Below are 17,209 nucleotides of genomic sequence, written 5' to 3' on the forward strand. Positions count from 1 at the left end.
TGGGACCAAGACTGGTTTACTTGAACCAAAATAGGTTATGGATTTTAACAAATCTAAAGTGATAAATATTTCAGATTTGCTTTATCTGTAAGTGGTAAATTAAGTTGGCTTTATTAATTAAGGTAAGAATATGATTCAGATGCAGACCATCTTAGATGTGGCTGATAATTCTGGTGCGCGTCGCGTGATGTGCATTAAGGTATTGGGTGGATCTAAGCGACGCTATGCGAATGTAGGCGATATTATTAAGGTGGCGGTTAAGGATGCGGCTCCTAGAGGTCGTGTAAAAAAAGGTGATGTATATAATGCGGTTGTTGTTAGGACGGCGAAAGGTGTACGACGTCCTGATGGTGCATTAATTAAGTTTGATAATAATGCAGCTGTGTTGTTGAATAATAAGCTTGAGCCTATGGGGACGCGTATTTTTGGGCCGGTTACTCGTGAATTGCGTACGGAACGTTTTATGAAAATTGTTTCGTTGGCTCCGGAAGTATTGTAAGGAGAGAATAGTGAAAAAAATTATTACAGGCGATCAAGTTGTCATAGTTTCTGGAAAAGATAAAGGCAAGACTGGTAAGGTTGTTTCCGTTTTTGAGCGAAAAGTAGTTGTTGATGGTGTTAATTTAGTGAAGCGTCATCAAAAGCCTAACCAAATGAGAGGCGTGGAAGGTGGCGTGGTTGTGAAAAATATGCCCTTGGATATCTCAAATGTTGCAATCCTGAATCCTGAGACTCAAAAAGCTGATCGTGTAGGTATTAAAGTCGTTCAGACTGAAAGCGGAATTAAGCGCATTCGTGTGTTTAAATCGACGGGCACTGAGGTGGGTTAAGGAGCTTATTATGGCTAGATTAAAAGATTTTTATTTCAGTACGGTTGCTCCAGAATTGATGAAGCAATTTAATTATAAATCAATTATGGAAGTTCCTCGTATTGAGAAAATTACTTTAAATATGGGCGTTGGTGAAGCTGTTGCTGATAAAAAGATAATGGAGCATGCGGTTGCTGATTTGGAGAAAATTTCAGGTCAAAAACCAGTGGTAACAGTCGCTAGAAAATCAATTGCTGGGTTTAAAATTCGTGATAATTATCCGATTGGCTGTAAAGTAACTTTGCGCCGTGAACAGATGTTTGAGTTTTTAGATCGTCTGGTAACAATTGCTTTGCCTCGAGTGCGAGATTTCAGGGGTGTAAATGGTAAATCATTCGACGGTCGAGGTAATTACAATATGGGTGTTCGCGAGCAAATCATTTTTCCGGAAATTGAATATGATAAAATTGATGCTTTGCGTGGGTTGAATATCACTATTACAACTACTGCTAAAACTGATGAAGAAGCAAAAGCATTGTTAGCATTATTTAAGTTTCCATTTAAAGGATAATCATGGCAAAAAAAGCACTTATTAACCGTGAAGCAAAAAGAGTTGCTTTGGCTCGAAAGTATGCCGCAAAGCGTGCTGCTATTTTTGCAGTTATTCATGATGTTAATGTTACTGATGAAGAGCGTTTTGAAGCGAGATTGAAATTACAGGCTATTCCTAGAAATGCGGCTCCAGTTAGGCAGCGTCGTCGCTGTGCATTAACAGGGCGTCCCCGTGGAACTTTCCGCAAGTTTGGATTGGGTCGTATTAAAATCCGTGAGATTGCCATGCGTGGCGAAATTCCTGGTGTGATTAAGGCTAGTTGGTAAATAGGAGAGATAAAAAATGAGTATGCATGATCCTATTTCTGATATGTTGACTCGTATTCGTAATGCTCAGCGAGCACATAAGGCATTGGTTGGTATGCCGTCATCTAAGTTAAAATGTGCAATCGCAAAAGTCTTGAAAGAAGAAGGTTATATAGAAGACTTTTCAATTACTTCGGATGCGAAACCAATATTAGAAATTCAATTGAAATATTACGCAGGCCGTCCAGTTATAGAACAGATTAAGCGAGTGTCGCGCCCTGGTTTGAGGGTGTATAAGGCCTCTTCTGATATTCCTGTTGTGATGAATGGGTTAGGAGTTGCTATTGTTAGTACTTCTAAAGGCGTTATGACTGATCGTAAAGCTCGGGCTGTTGGGGTTGGCGGTGAGTTGCTATGTGTGGTTGCCTAGGAGGAACATTTTAAGATGTCTCGAGTTGCTAAAAATCCAGTAAATGTTCCTGCTGGAGTTGAAGTTAAGTTTGGAACAGATAAATTGGTTGTCAAAGGGAAAAATGGTGAGTTGTCATTGCCTTTGTCTTCTGAGGTGAAAATTGAATTGGTTGATGAGCAATTGGTTTTTTCTACGGAAGCTAAGACTAAGAAAGCTAATGCTATGTCCGGTACAGTACGGGCTTTAGTTGCTAACATGATTAAAGGCGTTTCAGAAGGATTTGAGAAGAAATTGCAATTAATCGGAGTTGGTTACAGAGCTCAGGCTCAGGGTACAACTTTAAATCTGTCTTTGGGTTTCTCTCATCCTGTGGTTTATCAACTACCAAAAAATGTATCTGTGCAAACTCCTTCTCAAACAGAAATCGTATTGAGTAGTGCAGATAAACAAGCTTTGGGTCAAGTGGCTGCTGAAATTCGTGGCTTTAGACCTCCAGAGCCTTATAAAGGCAAAGGAGTGCGCTATTCTGATGAAGTGGTTGTAATGAAAGAAGCTAAGAAAAAATAATTGAGGTGTTGAACGTATTATGGATAAGCATGAAAAAAGATTTCGCCGTGCTCAAAAAACTCGCGCACGTATTGCGGACTTAAAGATGATTAGACTGTGTGTTTTTCGCACAAATAACCACATTTACGCCCAAGTCATTAATGCAGACGGTGATAAGATTTTAGCTTCTGCTTCTACTTTAGAAGTAGATGTTCGTAAAGAGTTGAAATCAAGCTCTAATATTGAAGCAGCTGCTTTTGTTGGTAAGAGAATTGCAGAAAAAGCTAAAGCTGTTGGTGTTACGACAGTTGCTTTTGATCGCTCGGGCTTTCAATATCATGGTCGTGTAAAAGCGGTAGCCGAAGCTGCGCGTGAAAATGGCTTGAGCTTCTAATTTTAAAGATTTCGGAGATGTTACTAACATGGCAAAACATGAAGAAGAACGTAGTGATGGTTTAATCGAAAAAATGGTAGCTGTTAATCGTGTCACTAAAGTTGTAAAAGGTGGCCGTATTATGGCTTTCTCTGCGCTAACTGTTGTTGGCGATGGTGACGGTCGTATTGGCATGGGCAAAGGGAAATCAAGAGAAGTCCCTGTTGCTGTTCAAAAGGCTATGGATCAAGCACGTCGTTGTATGATTAAAGTGCCTTTGAAAGAAGGTACCATACATCATGAAGTAATTGGAAAACATGGAGCAACACGAGTCTTTATGCAACCTGCTAAAGAAGGTAGTGGTGTTAAAGCTGGCGGTCCTATGCGTTTAATTTTTGATGCAATGGGCATTCACAATATTTCAGCGAAGGTACATGGTTCCACTAATCCATATAATATTGTGCGAGCTACTTTGGATGGTTTGTCGAAGTTATATACTCCGTCTGAAATTGCGGCAAAACGTGGATTGACAGTAGACGAAATTTCAAGGTAAGAAATAATGGTTGAGCAAAAAAAACTTAAAGTGACTTTGGTAAAAAGTCTAATTGGTACAGTTGACACTCATCGTCAGTGTGCTCGAGGTCTTGGCCTTCGCCATCGTGAACATACAGTTGAAGTTCTGGATACTCCAGAGAATCGTGGTATGATTAATAAAATTAGCTACCTTTTGAAAGTGGAGTCGTAATATGTTGTTAAACACTATTCAGCCTATAGATGGTGCTACTCACGCTAAACGTCGCGTTGGTCGCGGCATTGGCAGTGGTTTAGGGAAAACTTGTGGTCGTGGACATAAAGGTCAAAAAAGTAGAGCTGGTGGATTTCATAAAGTAGGCTTTGAGGGTGGACAAATGCCGTTACAACGGCGCTTGCCTAAGCGTGGTTTTAAATCATTAAGTGCTGGTTTGTCAGCCCAGATTCGCTTGTGTGAATTGCAGAATTTAGCTGTTCAAGATATTGATTTGCTGGTTTTGAAGCAAGCAGGTTTAATTTCGTCAAAAACTGAAACAGTCAAAGTAATTTTGAGTGGTGAATTAAACAAGGCAGTTCATTTGAAAGGTATTAAAGCAACTAAGGGTGCGAAAGCCATTATTGAGGCAGCTGGCGGTAAAATTGAGGAATAAGGTTGAGTAAATTGGCTCATCAACAATTTAAAAAAGGATTGGCAAAATCTAATGATTTAAAGAATAGATTATTATTTTTGCTTATGGCCTTAATTGTTTATCGAATTGGTACCCATATACCTGTGCCAGGTGTGGATGCAACTGCTTTGGCTAAGGCATATCAAGATCAAAGTAGCGGAATACTTGGCATGCTCAATATGTTTTCAGGTGGTTCATTAGAGCGATTTAGTATCCTAGCAATTGGTATTATGCCTTATATTTCAGCATCAATTGTGATGCAATTGGCATCTGAAATGCTCCCTTCTTTAAAGTCGCTTAAAAAAGAAGGGGATGCTGGACGTAGAATTGTTACTAAATATACACGAATCGGTACTGTTCTGCTTGCTACATTGCAAAGTTTTGGTGTGGCTAGTTTAGTTTTTGGTCAAGAAAAATTAGTAGTTGTGCCGAAGTTTGAATTTTACGTTTCAACGATAGTTTGTTTAGTTGGCGGAACAATGTTCTTAATGTGGCTTGGAGAGCAGATTACAGAAAGAGGGATTGGTAACGGTATCTCTTTAATCATTACCTCTGGTATTGCTGCCGGTGTACCGTCTGGTTTTACTAAACTAATTGCTTTGATGAATAGTGACTCTGGTGGGTTGTTAAAGGTTTTTGGCATAATATTCGGAGTAATGCTTTTAGTATATATTGTTGTATGTTTTGAAAGTGCTTTAAGAAAAGTACCGATTCACTACGCTAAAAGGCAAATAATTAAAGAGCAAAGTACGCATATACCTTTTAAATTGAATATGGCAGGGGTAATACCTCCTATCTTTGCTTCTAGCCTCATCCTTTTCCCTGCTACTTTGGGAAGTTGGTTTGGTGCTTCGCATGATGACTCAAGATTTTCCCAGCTTGTCGCAATGTTAAGTCATGGCCAGCCTATCTATATGGTCTTGTTTTCTTTGCTGATTATATTTTTCTGTTATTTTTATACATCCTTGGTCTTTTCTCCAAAAGAAATAGCAGAAAATTTGAAAAAAAGTGGGGCTGTCATTCCTAATATTAGGCCGGGAGAATATACCGCAAATTATTTGGAAAAGCTTGTTATGAGGCTAACCTTTTTTGGCGCACTGTATATAACAGGAATTTGTTTGTTGCCTGAAATATTGACTTCAACATTTAATATTCCATTTTATTTAGGCGGTACATCCCTATTAATTCTTGTAGTCGTAACAATGGATTTTAGTACTCAAATCGCTTCTTACAAAATGACTGAGCGGTATGATTATTTCTCCATGAAATCTTTATCTCGTAAATAACAATGGCTAAAGAAGACATTATACAAATGCAAGGAGAGATTCTTGAAACCTTGCCCAATGCTACATTTAAAGTAAAACTTGAAAATGATCACGTCGTGTTAGGTCACATTTCTGGGAAAATGCGCATGCATTATATCCGTATTTCTCCCGGAGATAAGGTAACGGTTGAGCTGACTCCTTATGATTTGAGTCGTGCTCGTATCGTTTTCAGAACACGATAATTTTTGATGAAAGGAACTAATGATGCGCGTTCAGCCGTCTATTAAGAAGATTTGCCGACACTGCAAGATTATTCGTCGTAATCGCGTGGTTCGTGTGATTTGTGTTGATCCTCGTCACAAACAACGCCAAGGTTAATTTGATTAACCTGAAATTTATGTTATAGTGATGAGCTTTTTACCTTAGAAGGAAGTAAATATGGCTCGTATTGCGGGGGTTAATATCCCTAATAATTCCCATATCGTTATTGGCTTACAAGCTATTTATGGTATTGGTGCTACTCGTGCTAAATTGATTTGCGAGGCTGCTGGTGTAATAGCCAGTACTAAAGTCAAAGATTTAGACGAATCCCAACTGGAAGCTTTACGCGAACAAGTTGGGAAGTATGAAATTGAAGGCGACTTGCGTCGCGAAGTAACAATGAGTATCAAACGATTGATGGATATGGGCTGCTACCGGGGCTTTAGACATCGTCGTGGTTTGCCGTGTCGTGGGCAGCGTACGCGTACTAATGCACGTACTCGAAAAGGTCCGCGTAAGGCTATTGCCGGTAAGAAATAATTTTTAAGGATTAATATAGATGGCTAAAGCAAACACAGCCTCGCGTGTGCGTAAAAAAGTACGTAAAACTGTGAGTGAAGGTATCGTGCATGTCCATGCATCTTTTAATAATACCATCATTACTATCACCGACCGCCAAGGAAATGCATTATCTTGGGCTACCTCTGGGGGCGCTGGTTTTAAAGGTTCGCGTAAAAGTACACCGTTTGCTGCACAAGTAGCAGCAGAAGCAGCTGGTAAAGTTGCCCAAGAGTATGGCGTAAAGAATTTAGAAGTTCGTATTAAAGGCCCTGGCCCTGGTCGTGAATCTTCTGTGCGCGCTCTTAATGCTCTTGGTTTCAAGATTACCAGTATCACTGACGTTACTCCGTTGCCACACAACGGTTGCCGTCCGCCTAAAAAACGTCGTATTTAATTTTGGAGTGATTGAGAGATGGCACGTTATACTGGCCCTAAATGTAAATTAGCTCGTCGAGAGGGCACTGATTTATTTCTGAAGAGCGCGCGTCGTTCTTTGGAATCTAAATGTAAAATAGATTCTGCTCCTGGTCAGCATGGAGCTAAAAAACCGCGATTGTCTGATTATGGTCTTCAATTGCGTGAAAAACAAAAAATTCGTCGTATTTATGGTGTTTTAGAACGTCAATTTCGTCGTTATTTTGCTGAAGCAGTGCGTCGCAAAGGTTCTACAGGAGAGCTGTTACTTCAGTTGTTGGAATCTCGTTTAGACAATGTTGTTTATCGTATGGGTTTTGGTTCGACTCGAGCAGAAGCGCGTCAATTGGTATCACATAAAACAGTTACTGTGAACGGACAAGTCGTTAATATCCCATCATATCAGGTTAAATCCGGCGATGTAGTGGCAATCCGTGAAAAAGCGAAAAAACAAGTTCGGATTCAGGAATCTTTAGGTTTGGCAGAACAAATCGGTTTGCCAAGTTGGGTTTCTGTAGATACAGGCAAAATGGAAGGTATTTTCAAAAATATGCCAGATCGCTCGGAATTGTACAGTGATATTAATGAACAGCTAGTGGTCGAGTTCTATTCGAAATAATACTAGCTCAGTGAGGGACAGTTAAATGCAAAATAGCACTTCCGAATTTTTGAAGCCTCGTCAAATTGATGTAGATACTTTATCTGCTACTCGCGCTAAGGTATCCATGCAACCATTTGAGCGTGGTTTCGGCCATACTTTAGGTAATGCTTTGCGCCGTATCTTACTGTCATCCATGAATGGCTTTGCTCCTACTGAAGTGACCATTGCTGGTGTTTTGCATGAATATTCTACTTTAGATGGTGTTCAAGAGGATGTTGTTGATATTCTTTTGAATATTAAAGGTATTGTATTTAAGTTGCATAGCCGGAATGAAGTTGTACTAACTTTGAAAAAATCTGGTACAGGAGTGGTATTGGCAAGTGATATTGATTTACCACATGATGTGGAAATCATTAATCCGGATCATGTCATTTGCCATTTAGCCAACGCTGGCCACATTGATATGGAAATCAAAGTTGAGCAGGGCCGAGGTTATCAGTCTGTTTCAGGCCGCAGGGTAGGTCGTGACGATAATAGAATTGGTTCTATTCAATTGGATGCAAGCTTTTCTCCTATTAATCGAGTGAGTTTCGATGTGGAGGCAGCTAGGGTTGAACAACGTACAGACTTGGATCGTCTGGTTTTAGATATTGAGACCAATGGTTCTTTGGATCCTGAAGAAGCAATTCGTAGTGCAGCGCGTATTTTGATTGATCAAATGTCGATTTTTGCCGATTTGCAAGGTACTTCGGTGGAAGAGATTGAGGAAAAAGCGCCGCCAATTGATCCTGTTTTACTCAGACCGGTTGATGATTTGGAATTGACGGTACGTTCGGCTAATTGCTTAAAAGCTGAAGATATTTATTATATTGGTGATTTAATTCAACGGACAGAAACCGAATTGTTGAAAACGCCGAATTTAGGCCGGAAATCTTTAAATGAAATTAAAGAGGTTTTGGCAACAAAAGGACTAACGTTGGGTTCTAAACTGGAAGCTTGGCCGCCTGCAGGGCTGGAAAAGCCGTAAGTTTAAAGACAAAAGGATAATGACATGCGTCATCGTAATGGTAACCGTAAATTGAATCGTAGCAGTAGCCACAGAGCTGCGATGCTACGTAATATGGCGAATTCTTTATTGGCTCACGAAACAATTGTGACTACTTTGCCAAAAGCTAAAGAATTACGCCGTGTTGTTGAACCTTTGATTACTTTAGGTAAAAAGCCTTCTTTGGCAAATCGCCGTTTAGCGTTTAATCGCACTCGTGATCGTGATGTGGTCGTTAAATTGTTTGATGATTTAGGCCCGCGTTTTTCGTCTCGTAACGGTGGTTATGTGCGTATTCTGAAATACGGTTTCCGCAAAGGGGATAATGCACCTTTGGCATTGATTGAGTTGGTTGAAAAATCAGCACAAGCTTCTGAGTAATTTTAATGTTATAGCAAAAGTTGTTTGTTTCTAAATATATTATTTGGAAGTGAATGTACTTGATTAAAGGCTGAAACCTGCCATCGGGATTCAGCCTTTATTGTTATGATATTTTATTGAGCAAATAGATGGGTTTTTTGACATTGTTACGCTTATAAAACTATTGTTGTTAATGCATAAAGATACTATATTGAAAATGCAGTACATTGTGATATCTAAAAATATCAGCCCCGCAATTACGGGTAACCTGAAGAAAGAGAACCATTTACTATGAAAAAAGTATTTATTCGTACCTTCGGCTGTCAAATGAATGAGTATGACAGTGAAAAAATGTTGTCTGTTTTGGCTGAAGGAGAGGATTTAGAACAAATTGATAATGCGGATGAAGCAGATATTATTTTATTCAATACTTGTTCGGTGCGCGAAAAGGCGCAGGAAAAAGTGTTTTCAGATTTGGGACGGGTTCGCCCTTTAAAAGAAAAAAATCCTAATTTAATTATCGGCGTAGGGGGGTGTGTAGCTTCTCAGGAAGGTGAGGCTATTGTAAAGCGTGCTCCATTCGTGGATGTTGTGTTCGGGCCGCAAACTTTACATCGCTTGCCTCAAATGATTGATGAAAAAAGGGAGACTGGCAGAGCTCAGGTAGATATTTCTTTTCCGGAAATTGAAAAATTCGACCATTTGCCGCCGGCTCGGGTGGAAGGTGGTTCTGCGTTTGTGTCTATCATGGAAGGTTGTTCGAAATATTGTTCTTTTTGCGTTGTACCCTATACGCGAGGAGAGGAGTTTTCGCGCCCATTGAGTGACGTTTTGACGGAAATTGCTAATTTGGCACAACAGGGAGTGAAGGAGATCAATTTACTGGGGCAGAATGTTAATGCTTACCGAGGGCTAATGGATGACGGTGATATCTGTGATTTTGCTATGTTATTGAGGATTGTGCATGAAATTCCGGGTATTGAACGGATGCGCTTCACCACCAGTCATCCGCGCGAATTTAATGATTGGATTATTGAGTGCTATCGCGATTTGCCTAAATTGGTTTCGCATCTCCATTTACCTATCCAAAGCGGTTCTGACCGAGTATTAAGTGCGATGAAAAGAGGTTATACAGCCTTGGAATATAAATCGATTATCCGTAAATTGAGGTCGATTCGGCCGGATTTGTGTTTAAGCTCTGATTTTATTGTGGGCTTCCCCGGTGAAACCGAGCGAGAATTTGAACAGACCTTGAAATTAGTTAAAGATATTGCTTTTGATTTAAGCTTTGTGTTTATTTATAGCCCTCGCCCAGGTACGCCGGCGGCTAATTTGCCGGACGATACGCCTTATGAGGAGAAGGTGCGGCGTTTGGAAGCGCTGAATGAAGTGATTGAGCAGGAAACCGCGCGTATTAATCAAACCATGCTGGGTACGGTGCAACGCTGCCTTGTAGAGAGCGTGTCGAAAAAAGATCCGGATCAATTGCAGGCGCGTACGGCTAATAATCGGATTGTCAATTTTACCGGTGATCCGATATTGATTAACCAAATGGTAGAGCTTGAGATTACTGAAGCATTTACTTTTTCTCTAAGAGGAAAAAGGGTGCCGGCTTGAGGTATCATATTCAGACAGGCATTATTCTTTATAAACCTGTTTTGTAATCAAAAATTCAATTTATGAAATGCTGAAGCTGGTTAATCAAGCCATTAAATGGCCTAAATAAATGCCTGTCTGAATATTTTCAGACAGGCATTGTAGCTTTTAAACGGTTTTATTTTTTCAATTCAGCCAGAATCTCATCCACTGTAGCTTTGGCGTCACCGAAACACATAACGCTGTTTTCGTTGAAGAAGAGTGGGTTTTGCACGCCGGCATAGCCTGTGTTCATCGAGCGCTTGAATACCACCACTTCTTTGGCTTTCCATACTTCCAATACCGGCATACCGGCGATTGGCGAGTTCGGATCGGTTTGGGCGGCAGGATTAACGGTATCATTTGCACCGATAACCAATACGACATCAGTTTCGGGGAAGTCGTCGTTAATCTCATCCATTTCCAGAACGATATCGTAAGGTACTTTGGCTTCGGCCAATAATACATTCATATGACCGGGTAACCGGCCGGCTACGGGGTGAATGCCGAAACGAACTTCGGCGCCATTTTTGCGCAGGAATTCGGTAATCTCTGCAACAGGGTATTGTGCTTGGGCCACAGCCATGCCGTAGCCGGGCGTAATGATAACACTGTGGGCGTTTCTCAGCATTTCTGCAACTTCTGCCGGCTTGGCTTCGCGGTATTCACCGACTTCTTCGCTACCTGAGCTGGCAGAAGATCCGTCGGTGCCAAAGCCGCCGGCAATGACGGAAATAAATGAACGGTTCATGGCTTTACACATGATGTACGACAGAATCGCACCGCTGGAACCCACCAATGCGCCTGTTACAATCAGCAAGTCGTTGGAAAGCATAAAACCTGCCGCAGCAGCGGCCCAACCTGAATAGGAGTTGAGCATGGAAACGACCACCGGCATATCTGCGCCGCCGATGGAAGCCACCAAATGCCAGCCAAAAGCCAATGCGATTGCAGTCATCAGAATTAGAGCAAACCAGCTGCCGCCAGCGGAAACGAATACCAACAGTAGAATAAACGACACCACAAGCGCTAACAGATTGAGTTTGTGTTTCATGGGCAGTTGCAAGGGTGCGCTGCTGATTTTACCGTTCAGTTTGCCGAAAGCTACAATCGAACCGGTAAACGTTACCGCGCCGATGAAGATGCCTAAAAATACTTCCACTAAATGAATCGTGTGCATATCCGAGGCAATGTCGCCTGGTTCGATAAAACTGTTGAAGCCCACCAATACAGCAGCCAGGCCAACAAAGCTGTGCAATAGCGCAATCAGCTCGGGCATTTCGGTCATTTCTACTTTGCGGGCTTTATACACGCCGATAGCGCCGCCAATAGCCATGGCAATGATTACCCAGCCAAGCCCGGCGGTGTTTTCGGAAAATATGGTGGCAAATAGGGCAATGGCCATCCCCGTTATACCTGAATAACAACCTTGCTTGGCGGTTTCCTGCTTGGAAAGCCCCGCCAGTGAGAAAATAAACAGAATGGCGGCAACGATATAGGCCGCTGTAACTAATCCTGAAGACATTTTGATTTTTCCAAAGTTAACTAAAATATATTGTGCTTGTTAGGTCATGCGAAGAGGATTTGAAAACCTCTGACATCATGCTATTCCGTTTTCAGACAGCCTTTTGCTTCTCAAACACCAGATTGACAAATTCGCGCCGTATCAAGGCTCCGGTTTTGCTAACTGCCCAATCTCTGCTACGCTGCTCGGTGACGCAATAAAGAGGCATTTGTTGCGTCATTTGTTTGATTTCGCTGGCATCGTAAAGAGTGAAACCGTATTGTGCGAACGGCAATTGGGTCATAAAGTCTTTTTCGCAAAAGTTCAGACACAGCCGCCCGGCTGGTTTTAACACACGGCAGATTTCAGACAGCATTTGCGGTGCGTTTTGCCAGAAGTACACCGTATTTACCGAAACCACTTTATCGAATGCTTGGTCGCCGAAGAGCAGCAAGCCTCCGTCATAAAGCACGTATTCAGCTTGTTGTGCAGCGATAAACGGTGCATTGAATGTTTGAGCCTGTTGCTGCATCAGCGGCGAGATTTCCAAGCCGGTGTAATGCATATTGTCGGTCAGCGAAAGAATATAGCTCAATAATCCGCCGTTGCCGCAGCCAATCTCCAGAATGCAATCGGAATCGTTGAGCGCCACAGCGTGAAACGCACTAACCGTTTGAGTCAGGTTGCGTAAATTCATAACCTGACCAAACATGGTGCCTTCCTCACCATGCGGGCAACGCAGTTGGACGGCGGTTTGTTCGTCGGATTGTTGCATGATTATTGGCTCCTGTTGAAAACGGGGTATTGTGTTTCAGCCCTTTTCGGCATGTCGCTAATGGCTTTAGCCTCTGCGGAACATATTCAACATACGGCGGGTAACGAAGAAGCCGCCGAAAATATTGATGCCGGCAATCAAGATGGCAATGAAGGCCAACAATGATACCCAACCATTACCTTGGCCGATTTGCAGCAGTGCGCCAACCACGATAATGCCTGAAATCGCATTGGTTACCGACATCAGCGGTGTGTGCAGCGAATGGCTCACATTCCACACGACGTAATAGCCGATAACACAAGACAATACGAATACGATAAAGTGGTTTAGAAAGGCTTCGGGGGCAACCGCGCCGACCCACAATACCAAAACTGCGGCAATGGCGGCCGGTGCGAGTTTTTTCCACGTGGCAACCGGTTTGGGTGCGGGCTTGGCCGCTGCCGTTTTTTCAGGCTGAGATTGTTGGGGTGCGGCGGAAACCTGAATGGCGGGGGGCGGGAAGGTGATTTCGCCGTCGCGTGTTACCGTCATGTTGCGAATAACCACGTCATCAAAATCCAGTGCAATTTCGCCGTCTTTATTCGGGCTGAGCAGTTTGCTCAAATTAACCAGATTGGTGGCGTAAAGTTGGGAAGACTGGCCGGCCAAACGGTTGGCCATATCTGTGTAACCAATGATTTTCACGCCGTTGTCAGTCGTATAAAGCTCGCCCGGTCGGGTCAGCTCGCAGTTGCCGCCGGTTGCCGCCGCCAAATCGACGATGACTGAACCGGGTTTCATGCTTTCAACCATTGCTTTGGTAATCAGCTTGGGCGCAGGCTTGCCCGGAATGGCGGCGGTGGTAATGATGATGTCTACTTCTTTGGCTTGCTCTGCAAACAGTTTCATTTCCGCCGCGATAAATTCATCGCTCATCACTTTGGCATAGCCATCACCGCTGCCTCCCGCTTCTTGCGGAAAATCTAGTTTAAGAAACTGACCGCCCATCGATTCGATTTGTTCGGCAACTTCCAAGCGCGTATCAAACGCTTTGACTACCGCGCCGAGTGAATTGGCCGTTCCAATCGCGGCCAGTCCGGCAACCCCTGCGCCGATAACCAACACTTGCGCCGGCGGCACTTTACCCGCAGCGGTAATCTGGCCGGTAAAGAACCGGCCGAAGGCATTGGCTGCCTCGATGACAGCGCGGTAACCGCTGATATTGGCCATAGAAGATAAGGCATCCAGCGCTTGCGCACGTGAAATGCGCGGAACCATGTCCATCGCCAATACGTTTACTTTCTTGTCGGTCAGCTTTTGCACGAGCTCCGGATTTTGTGCCGGCCATAAAAAGCTTACTAAAGTCTGCCCGGCTGTTAAAGCGGCGATTTCTGAATCAGACGGTGCGTTAACTTTATAAATTAAAGGACAGGCCCATACTTCGGTGGTATCCGCCACCGTTGCGCCTGCCGCTTCGTAGGCTGCATCACTCAGGCTTGCTGCCAAACCTGCGTCGTGCGCCACAACCACTTCAAAGCCTAATTTTTTCAACTGGGCTACAGTCGAGGGCGTACAGGCCACTCGGGTTTCCAGCGCCGCCGTTTCCTTCGGTATGCCGATTCTCATAGCTACATCCTCATGCTTATTTAATTTACAATTAGACAAATAAACTTACTTCCTTTGGGTTATAACGAATTTAACCTTGTCTGACAACATTTAATTAATAAAAAAATGCCTGTCTGAAAACGATTCAGACAGGCATTTTTATCCTAAGCAACAGGTTTTCAGGCGCCTAGAAACCAGAATTTAGTCGCCCAAGCCAATGCAACAATCCAAACCATGGGCGGCACTTCTTTGGTTCGACCACAGGCTAATTTGATTACCGCATAGCTGATAAACCCCATCGCAATCCCGTCGGCAATAGAATAAGAAAACGGCATAAAGATAATGGTGATAAAAGCGGGAGCGGCTTCCGTCATGTCGCTCCAGTCAATTTCCGTTGCACTGCGCAGCATATGCACGCCGATGTAAAGTAATGCAGGAGCAGTGGCAAAAGCAGGAACCGCTTTGGCCAACGGGGAAAACCACAAACAAGCCAGCATCAGAATGCCTACCGTAACGGCAGTCAATCCAGTACGGCCGCCGGCGGCCACGCCGGAAGCACTTTCAATGTAAGGCGTAGTAGATGAGGTTCCCAAAGCGGCGCCGGCAATAATTGCCGTTGAGTCGGCAAACAAGGCTTTTTTCAAACGCGGCAGTTTGCCGTCTACTAGAAGCCCTGCGCGGTGAGATACGCCAACCAATGTTCCGGTACTGTCGAACAAGTCGACCAGAAAGAACACGAAAATCACCGCAATCATACTGCCGCTAAACAAACCGTTAAAATCCATTTGCATCAAGGTTGGTTCAATGCTGGGAACATGAGAGATTATACCGTCTTCAAACTTAGTTAACCCCAGTGCAGCCGCAATCAGCGTAATGATCAGAATGCTCAAAATAATCGCCCCTTTTACGCGGAAACGATCTAGCGTTATCACCAGAAAGAAACCCAGTAGTGCCAACACAGGCGGCCAATTGATCAGTTGTACCGAAGGGTTGTCCGGCGAAGGAATGCGAAATTGCCCCATGCCCACAAGCGTGGCCGGATTACTGACTATCACTCCGGAGCCTTTCAATGCAATCAAGGCCAGAAATATGCCGATACCCGCTGCAATCGCCATCTTCAAACTCATCGGCAAAGCATTAACCAACATCTCGCGCACTTTGAAAAAGCTGAACAGAATAAAAATAATTCCAGATACAAATACGGCGGCCAAAGCCACCTGCCATGGTACGCCCATGCCGCCGACAACAGCGTAAGTAAAGTAAGCGTTCAATCCCATACCAGGTGCCAGCGCAATCGGATAATTGGCCAGCATCCCCATGATAAAGCAGCCGATTGCCGCCGATATGCAGGTGGCGACAAACACTGCGCCGAAATCCATGCCGGTATTAGAAAGCGTGAGCGGGTTCACGATCACGATATAACACATGGTTAAGAAAGTGGTTACCCCAGCCAAAACCTCAGTGCGCACGTTGGTTCCGTTTTCTTTCAACCGAAAAATCTTTTCAAGCAAACTGTTTTGTGAAATAGCCATAATGATTTTAAAGAGATAAAGTCAAATGAAAGCGCATTATACGGTGTAATTATTGTTTTTGTAACCAAGTTACAATTTTTGTAAATGCTTAAATAAACAAACGATGTTTTTCAAAAGCAACAAAGGGCTGCTCATTCAGCGGTTTGAGTTGATGATGGTTTGTTTTGCCATAAACCAATGATTAACGGAAAAGGTATGGCGGCGCTTTCGGCAGCGTCGATGGAAACAATTAGGAAAAAGCAAAATATGTTTAAACTATGGTTTTGCAGGCGATTTTTTGAGTGGTTATGATGGAACAGGTAGGGGCGATGTCGGGCTGTTATCAAATGAGTTAAAGTTTTGTTGTACGCCGTATAGAACAAAGCCTGTCTGAAAATATTTCAGACAGGCTTTGATTGATAAAGTTACCAGATTCTGTTTAACACGGATTGGATTCGGCTGGAAATCTGTGCGCCTAAGTTTCGGCTGAGGATTTGATTAAAGTCTTCCTGCGGCGTGTAGTCAACCAACTCGGGTGCTTTGATAACATCACGCGAGACGCTGTAGATGTTGCCGAAGCCGTCGATTAATCCGACGGTTTTGGCTTCTGTACCGGAATAAACGCGGGCGCTGAAAATATCGCTCAAGTCTTTTGCTTTCAAACGATTGCCGCGACCGGTTTTGACCGCTTGGATAAATTCGCGTTGGGTGTTTTCCAAAAGCTTGCGCCAGATGGCTTGCTGCTCCGGCGTTTCAGGCGAAAACGGATCACTCAAAACCTTATTCTGGCCGGCGGTATGGGTGCGGCGTTTGACGCCGAGCTTGTCCATCAGACCGGTCAGGTCGAAGCTGCTGCTGATAACGCCGATGCTGCCGACGATGCTGGAGGGGTCGGCATAGATTTTGTCGGCCGCGGCAGCGATGTAGTAGCAGCCGGAAGCGCACACATCTTCGGCCACAACATATAACGGTATGTCTTTGTGTTCGGCTTTCAGGTGGCGGATTTCGTTGAATGCAGTGCTGGATACGACGGGTGAACCGCCGGGGCTGTTGGCGCGGATAATGATGCCTTTGACATTGGGATTTTTATAGGCGGCTTCCAAGCCGTCGCGCAGCATGGCGACTTGGTCGCGGGATTCGTTGCCGATGGTGCCTTCCAGATTGATGACGGCGGTATGCGGGCTGTGTTCGCCGCGGATGCCGCTTTTTTTGTCGCTGCATGAGGCGGCAATCACTGAAATCAGTAGCAGCGTCCATATGCAGCGCCAGAAATTGCGCCAGAATCGGGCGCGGCGTTGTTCTTTATAAGATTCAAGCAGGGCGGAGCGTAAGGTGTTGCGCTCCCAGCTTTCTTGAGGGTTGTCGGGGTTGGCTGCAACCGTTTCGTGGTCGCGCTGGATTTTGTAAGACATAACGTGGTTTTCTGAAGATGGGGGAATTGGCGTTATTTTAGGGGCTTTGCGCCAGTTTGCAAACTGTGTTTTTCAGACAGGCAT

24 protein-coding genes are annotated in these 17,209 nt (G+C 43.8%); 19 read left to right on the forward strand and 5 right to left on the reverse strand.

The features are described 5' to 3' along the window. Positions 1-130 precede the first annotated feature (130 nt). The 19 genes from rplN (at position 131) to miaB (ending at position 10,321) form a co-directional block, all read left to right on the forward strand. Positions 131-499 (forward strand): 50S ribosomal protein L14, encoded by a 369-nt coding sequence (gene rplN / locus Q4A84_RS01330; RefSeq protein WP_085415761.1) that lies wholly within the window; start codon positions 131-133, stop codon positions 497-499. A gap of 10 nt (positions 500-509) precedes the next feature. Next, positions 510-830: a 50S ribosomal protein L24 gene (gene rplX, locus Q4A84_RS01335; protein ID WP_303087127.1), complete on the forward strand. Its 321-nt coding sequence runs from the start codon at positions 510-512 to the stop codon at positions 828-830. A gap of 10 nt (positions 831-840) precedes the next feature. After that, positions 841-1,380, forward strand: a complete 540-nt coding sequence (gene rplE / locus Q4A84_RS01340; RefSeq protein WP_303087128.1) for a 50S ribosomal protein L5 — start codon at positions 841-843, stop codon at positions 1,378-1,380. Positions 1,381-1,382: 2 nt separating this feature from the next. Then, positions 1,383-1,688: a 30S ribosomal protein S14 gene (gene rpsN, locus Q4A84_RS01345; protein WP_303087129.1), complete on the forward strand. Its 306-nt coding sequence runs from the start codon at positions 1,383-1,385 to the stop codon at positions 1,686-1,688. Positions 1,689-1,704: 16 nt separating this feature from the next. Next, positions 1,705-2,097 (forward strand): 30S ribosomal protein S8, encoded by a 393-nt coding sequence (gene rpsH, locus Q4A84_RS01350; protein WP_303087130.1) that lies wholly within the window; start codon positions 1,705-1,707, stop codon positions 2,095-2,097. Between the two features lie 15 nt (positions 2,098-2,112). Continuing rightward, positions 2,113-2,646, forward strand: coding sequence for a 50S ribosomal protein L6 (gene rplF, locus Q4A84_RS01355; RefSeq protein ID WP_303087131.1), 534 nt, complete (start codon positions 2,113-2,115; stop codon positions 2,644-2,646). Between the two features lie 19 nt (positions 2,647-2,665). Next, positions 2,666-3,019: a 50S ribosomal protein L18 gene (gene rplR, locus Q4A84_RS01360; RefSeq protein WP_303087132.1), complete on the forward strand. Its 354-nt coding sequence runs from the start codon at positions 2,666-2,668 to the stop codon at positions 3,017-3,019. A 28-nt stretch (positions 3,020-3,047) separates the two neighbouring features. Beyond that, positions 3,048-3,551, forward strand: a complete 504-nt coding sequence (gene rpsE / locus Q4A84_RS01365; RefSeq protein WP_303087133.1) for a 30S ribosomal protein S5 — start codon at positions 3,048-3,050, stop codon at positions 3,549-3,551. A gap of 6 nt (positions 3,552-3,557) precedes the next feature. Beyond that, a complete protein-coding gene (rpmD, locus tag Q4A84_RS01370) occupies positions 3,558-3,743 on the forward strand; it encodes a 50S ribosomal protein L30 (protein ID WP_303087134.1) in 186 nt (61 codons plus the stop codon). 1 nt (position 3,744) lies between these two features. Beyond that, the gene (rplO, locus tag Q4A84_RS01375; RefSeq protein WP_303087135.1) at positions 3,745-4,179 is read left to right on the forward strand and encodes a 50S ribosomal protein L15; all 435 of its coding nucleotides are present in this window, start codon (positions 3,745-3,747) and stop codon (positions 4,177-4,179) included. Between the two features lie 11 nt (positions 4,180-4,190). Further along, complete coding sequence (secY, locus tag Q4A84_RS01380; protein WP_303087136.1) at positions 4,191-5,483, forward strand: preprotein translocase subunit SecY; 1,293 nt, start codon at positions 4,191-4,193, stop codon at positions 5,481-5,483. Between the two features lie 2 nt (positions 5,484-5,485). Further along, complete coding sequence (gene infA / locus Q4A84_RS01385; protein ID WP_303087137.1) at positions 5,486-5,704, forward strand: translation initiation factor IF-1; 219 nt, start codon at positions 5,486-5,488, stop codon at positions 5,702-5,704. A 22-nt stretch (positions 5,705-5,726) separates the two neighbouring features. Beyond that, the gene (rpmJ, locus tag Q4A84_RS01390; RefSeq protein ID WP_303087138.1) at positions 5,727-5,840 is read left to right on the forward strand and encodes a 50S ribosomal protein L36; all 114 of its coding nucleotides are present in this window, start codon (positions 5,727-5,729) and stop codon (positions 5,838-5,840) included. Between the two features lie 60 nt (positions 5,841-5,900). Beyond that, positions 5,901-6,263 carry a 30S ribosomal protein S13 gene (gene rpsM / locus Q4A84_RS01395; RefSeq protein WP_303087139.1) on the forward strand — a complete coding sequence of 121 codons (363 nt, stop codon included), beginning with the start codon at positions 5,901-5,903 and terminating at the stop codon, positions 6,261-6,263. Between the two features lie 19 nt (positions 6,264-6,282). Further along, complete coding sequence (gene rpsK, locus Q4A84_RS01400; RefSeq protein ID WP_002216249.1) at positions 6,283-6,678, forward strand: 30S ribosomal protein S11; 396 nt, start codon at positions 6,283-6,285, stop codon at positions 6,676-6,678. Between the two features lie 18 nt (positions 6,679-6,696). After that, a complete protein-coding gene (gene rpsD / locus Q4A84_RS01405; protein ID WP_303087140.1) occupies positions 6,697-7,317 on the forward strand; it encodes a 30S ribosomal protein S4 in 621 nt (206 codons plus the stop codon). 25 nt (positions 7,318-7,342) lie between these two features. Continuing rightward, positions 7,343-8,326 (forward strand): DNA-directed RNA polymerase subunit alpha, encoded by a 984-nt coding sequence (gene rpoA / locus Q4A84_RS01410; RefSeq protein WP_303087141.1) that lies wholly within the window; start codon positions 7,343-7,345, stop codon positions 8,324-8,326. A 24-nt stretch (positions 8,327-8,350) separates the two neighbouring features. After that, positions 8,351-8,725: a 50S ribosomal protein L17 gene (gene rplQ, locus Q4A84_RS01415; RefSeq protein WP_303087142.1), complete on the forward strand. Its 375-nt coding sequence runs from the start codon at positions 8,351-8,353 to the stop codon at positions 8,723-8,725. A gap of 270 nt (positions 8,726-8,995) precedes the next feature. Beyond that, on the forward strand, positions 8,996-10,321 hold the full coding sequence (miaB, locus tag Q4A84_RS01420; protein WP_303087143.1) for a tRNA (N6-isopentenyl adenosine(37)-C2)-methylthiotransferase MiaB: 1,326 nt from the start codon (positions 8,996-8,998) through the stop codon (positions 10,319-10,321). 157 nt (positions 10,322-10,478) lie between these two features. Here the strand turns inward: miaB and pntB are convergent, their stop codons facing one another. The 5 genes from pntB to Q4A84_RS01445 all read right to left on the reverse strand — a co-directional run bounded on the left by pntB (position 10,479) and on the right by Q4A84_RS01445 (position 17,125). Continuing rightward, a complete protein-coding gene (pntB, locus tag Q4A84_RS01425) occupies positions 10,479-11,864 on the reverse strand; it encodes a Re/Si-specific NAD(P)(+) transhydrogenase subunit beta (protein WP_303087144.1) in 1,386 nt (461 codons plus the stop codon). Positions 11,865-11,955: 91 nt separating this feature from the next. Beyond that, positions 11,956-12,618 (reverse strand): class I SAM-dependent methyltransferase, encoded by a 663-nt coding sequence (locus tag Q4A84_RS01430; protein WP_303087145.1) that lies wholly within the window; start codon positions 12,616-12,618, stop codon positions 11,956-11,958. A 66-nt stretch (positions 12,619-12,684) separates the two neighbouring features. After that, on the reverse strand, positions 12,685-14,223 hold the full coding sequence (locus Q4A84_RS01435; protein WP_303087146.1) for a Re/Si-specific NAD(P)(+) transhydrogenase subunit alpha: 1,539 nt from the start codon (positions 14,221-14,223) through the stop codon (positions 12,685-12,687). Positions 14,224-14,381: 158 nt separating this feature from the next. Then, a complete protein-coding gene (locus Q4A84_RS01440) occupies positions 14,382-15,734 on the reverse strand; it encodes an NCS2 family permease (protein ID WP_303087147.1) in 1,353 nt (450 codons plus the stop codon). Between the two features lie 404 nt (positions 15,735-16,138). After that, on the reverse strand, positions 16,139-17,125 hold the full coding sequence (locus Q4A84_RS01445; protein ID WP_303087148.1) for a S49 family peptidase: 987 nt from the start codon (positions 17,123-17,125) through the stop codon (positions 16,139-16,141). Between the last annotated feature and the right edge of the window lie 84 nt (positions 17,126-17,209).

This window comes from Neisseria sp. (assembly GCF_030527965.1).
Classification (GTDB): Bacteria; Pseudomonadota; Gammaproteobacteria; order Burkholderiales; family Neisseriaceae; genus Neisseria.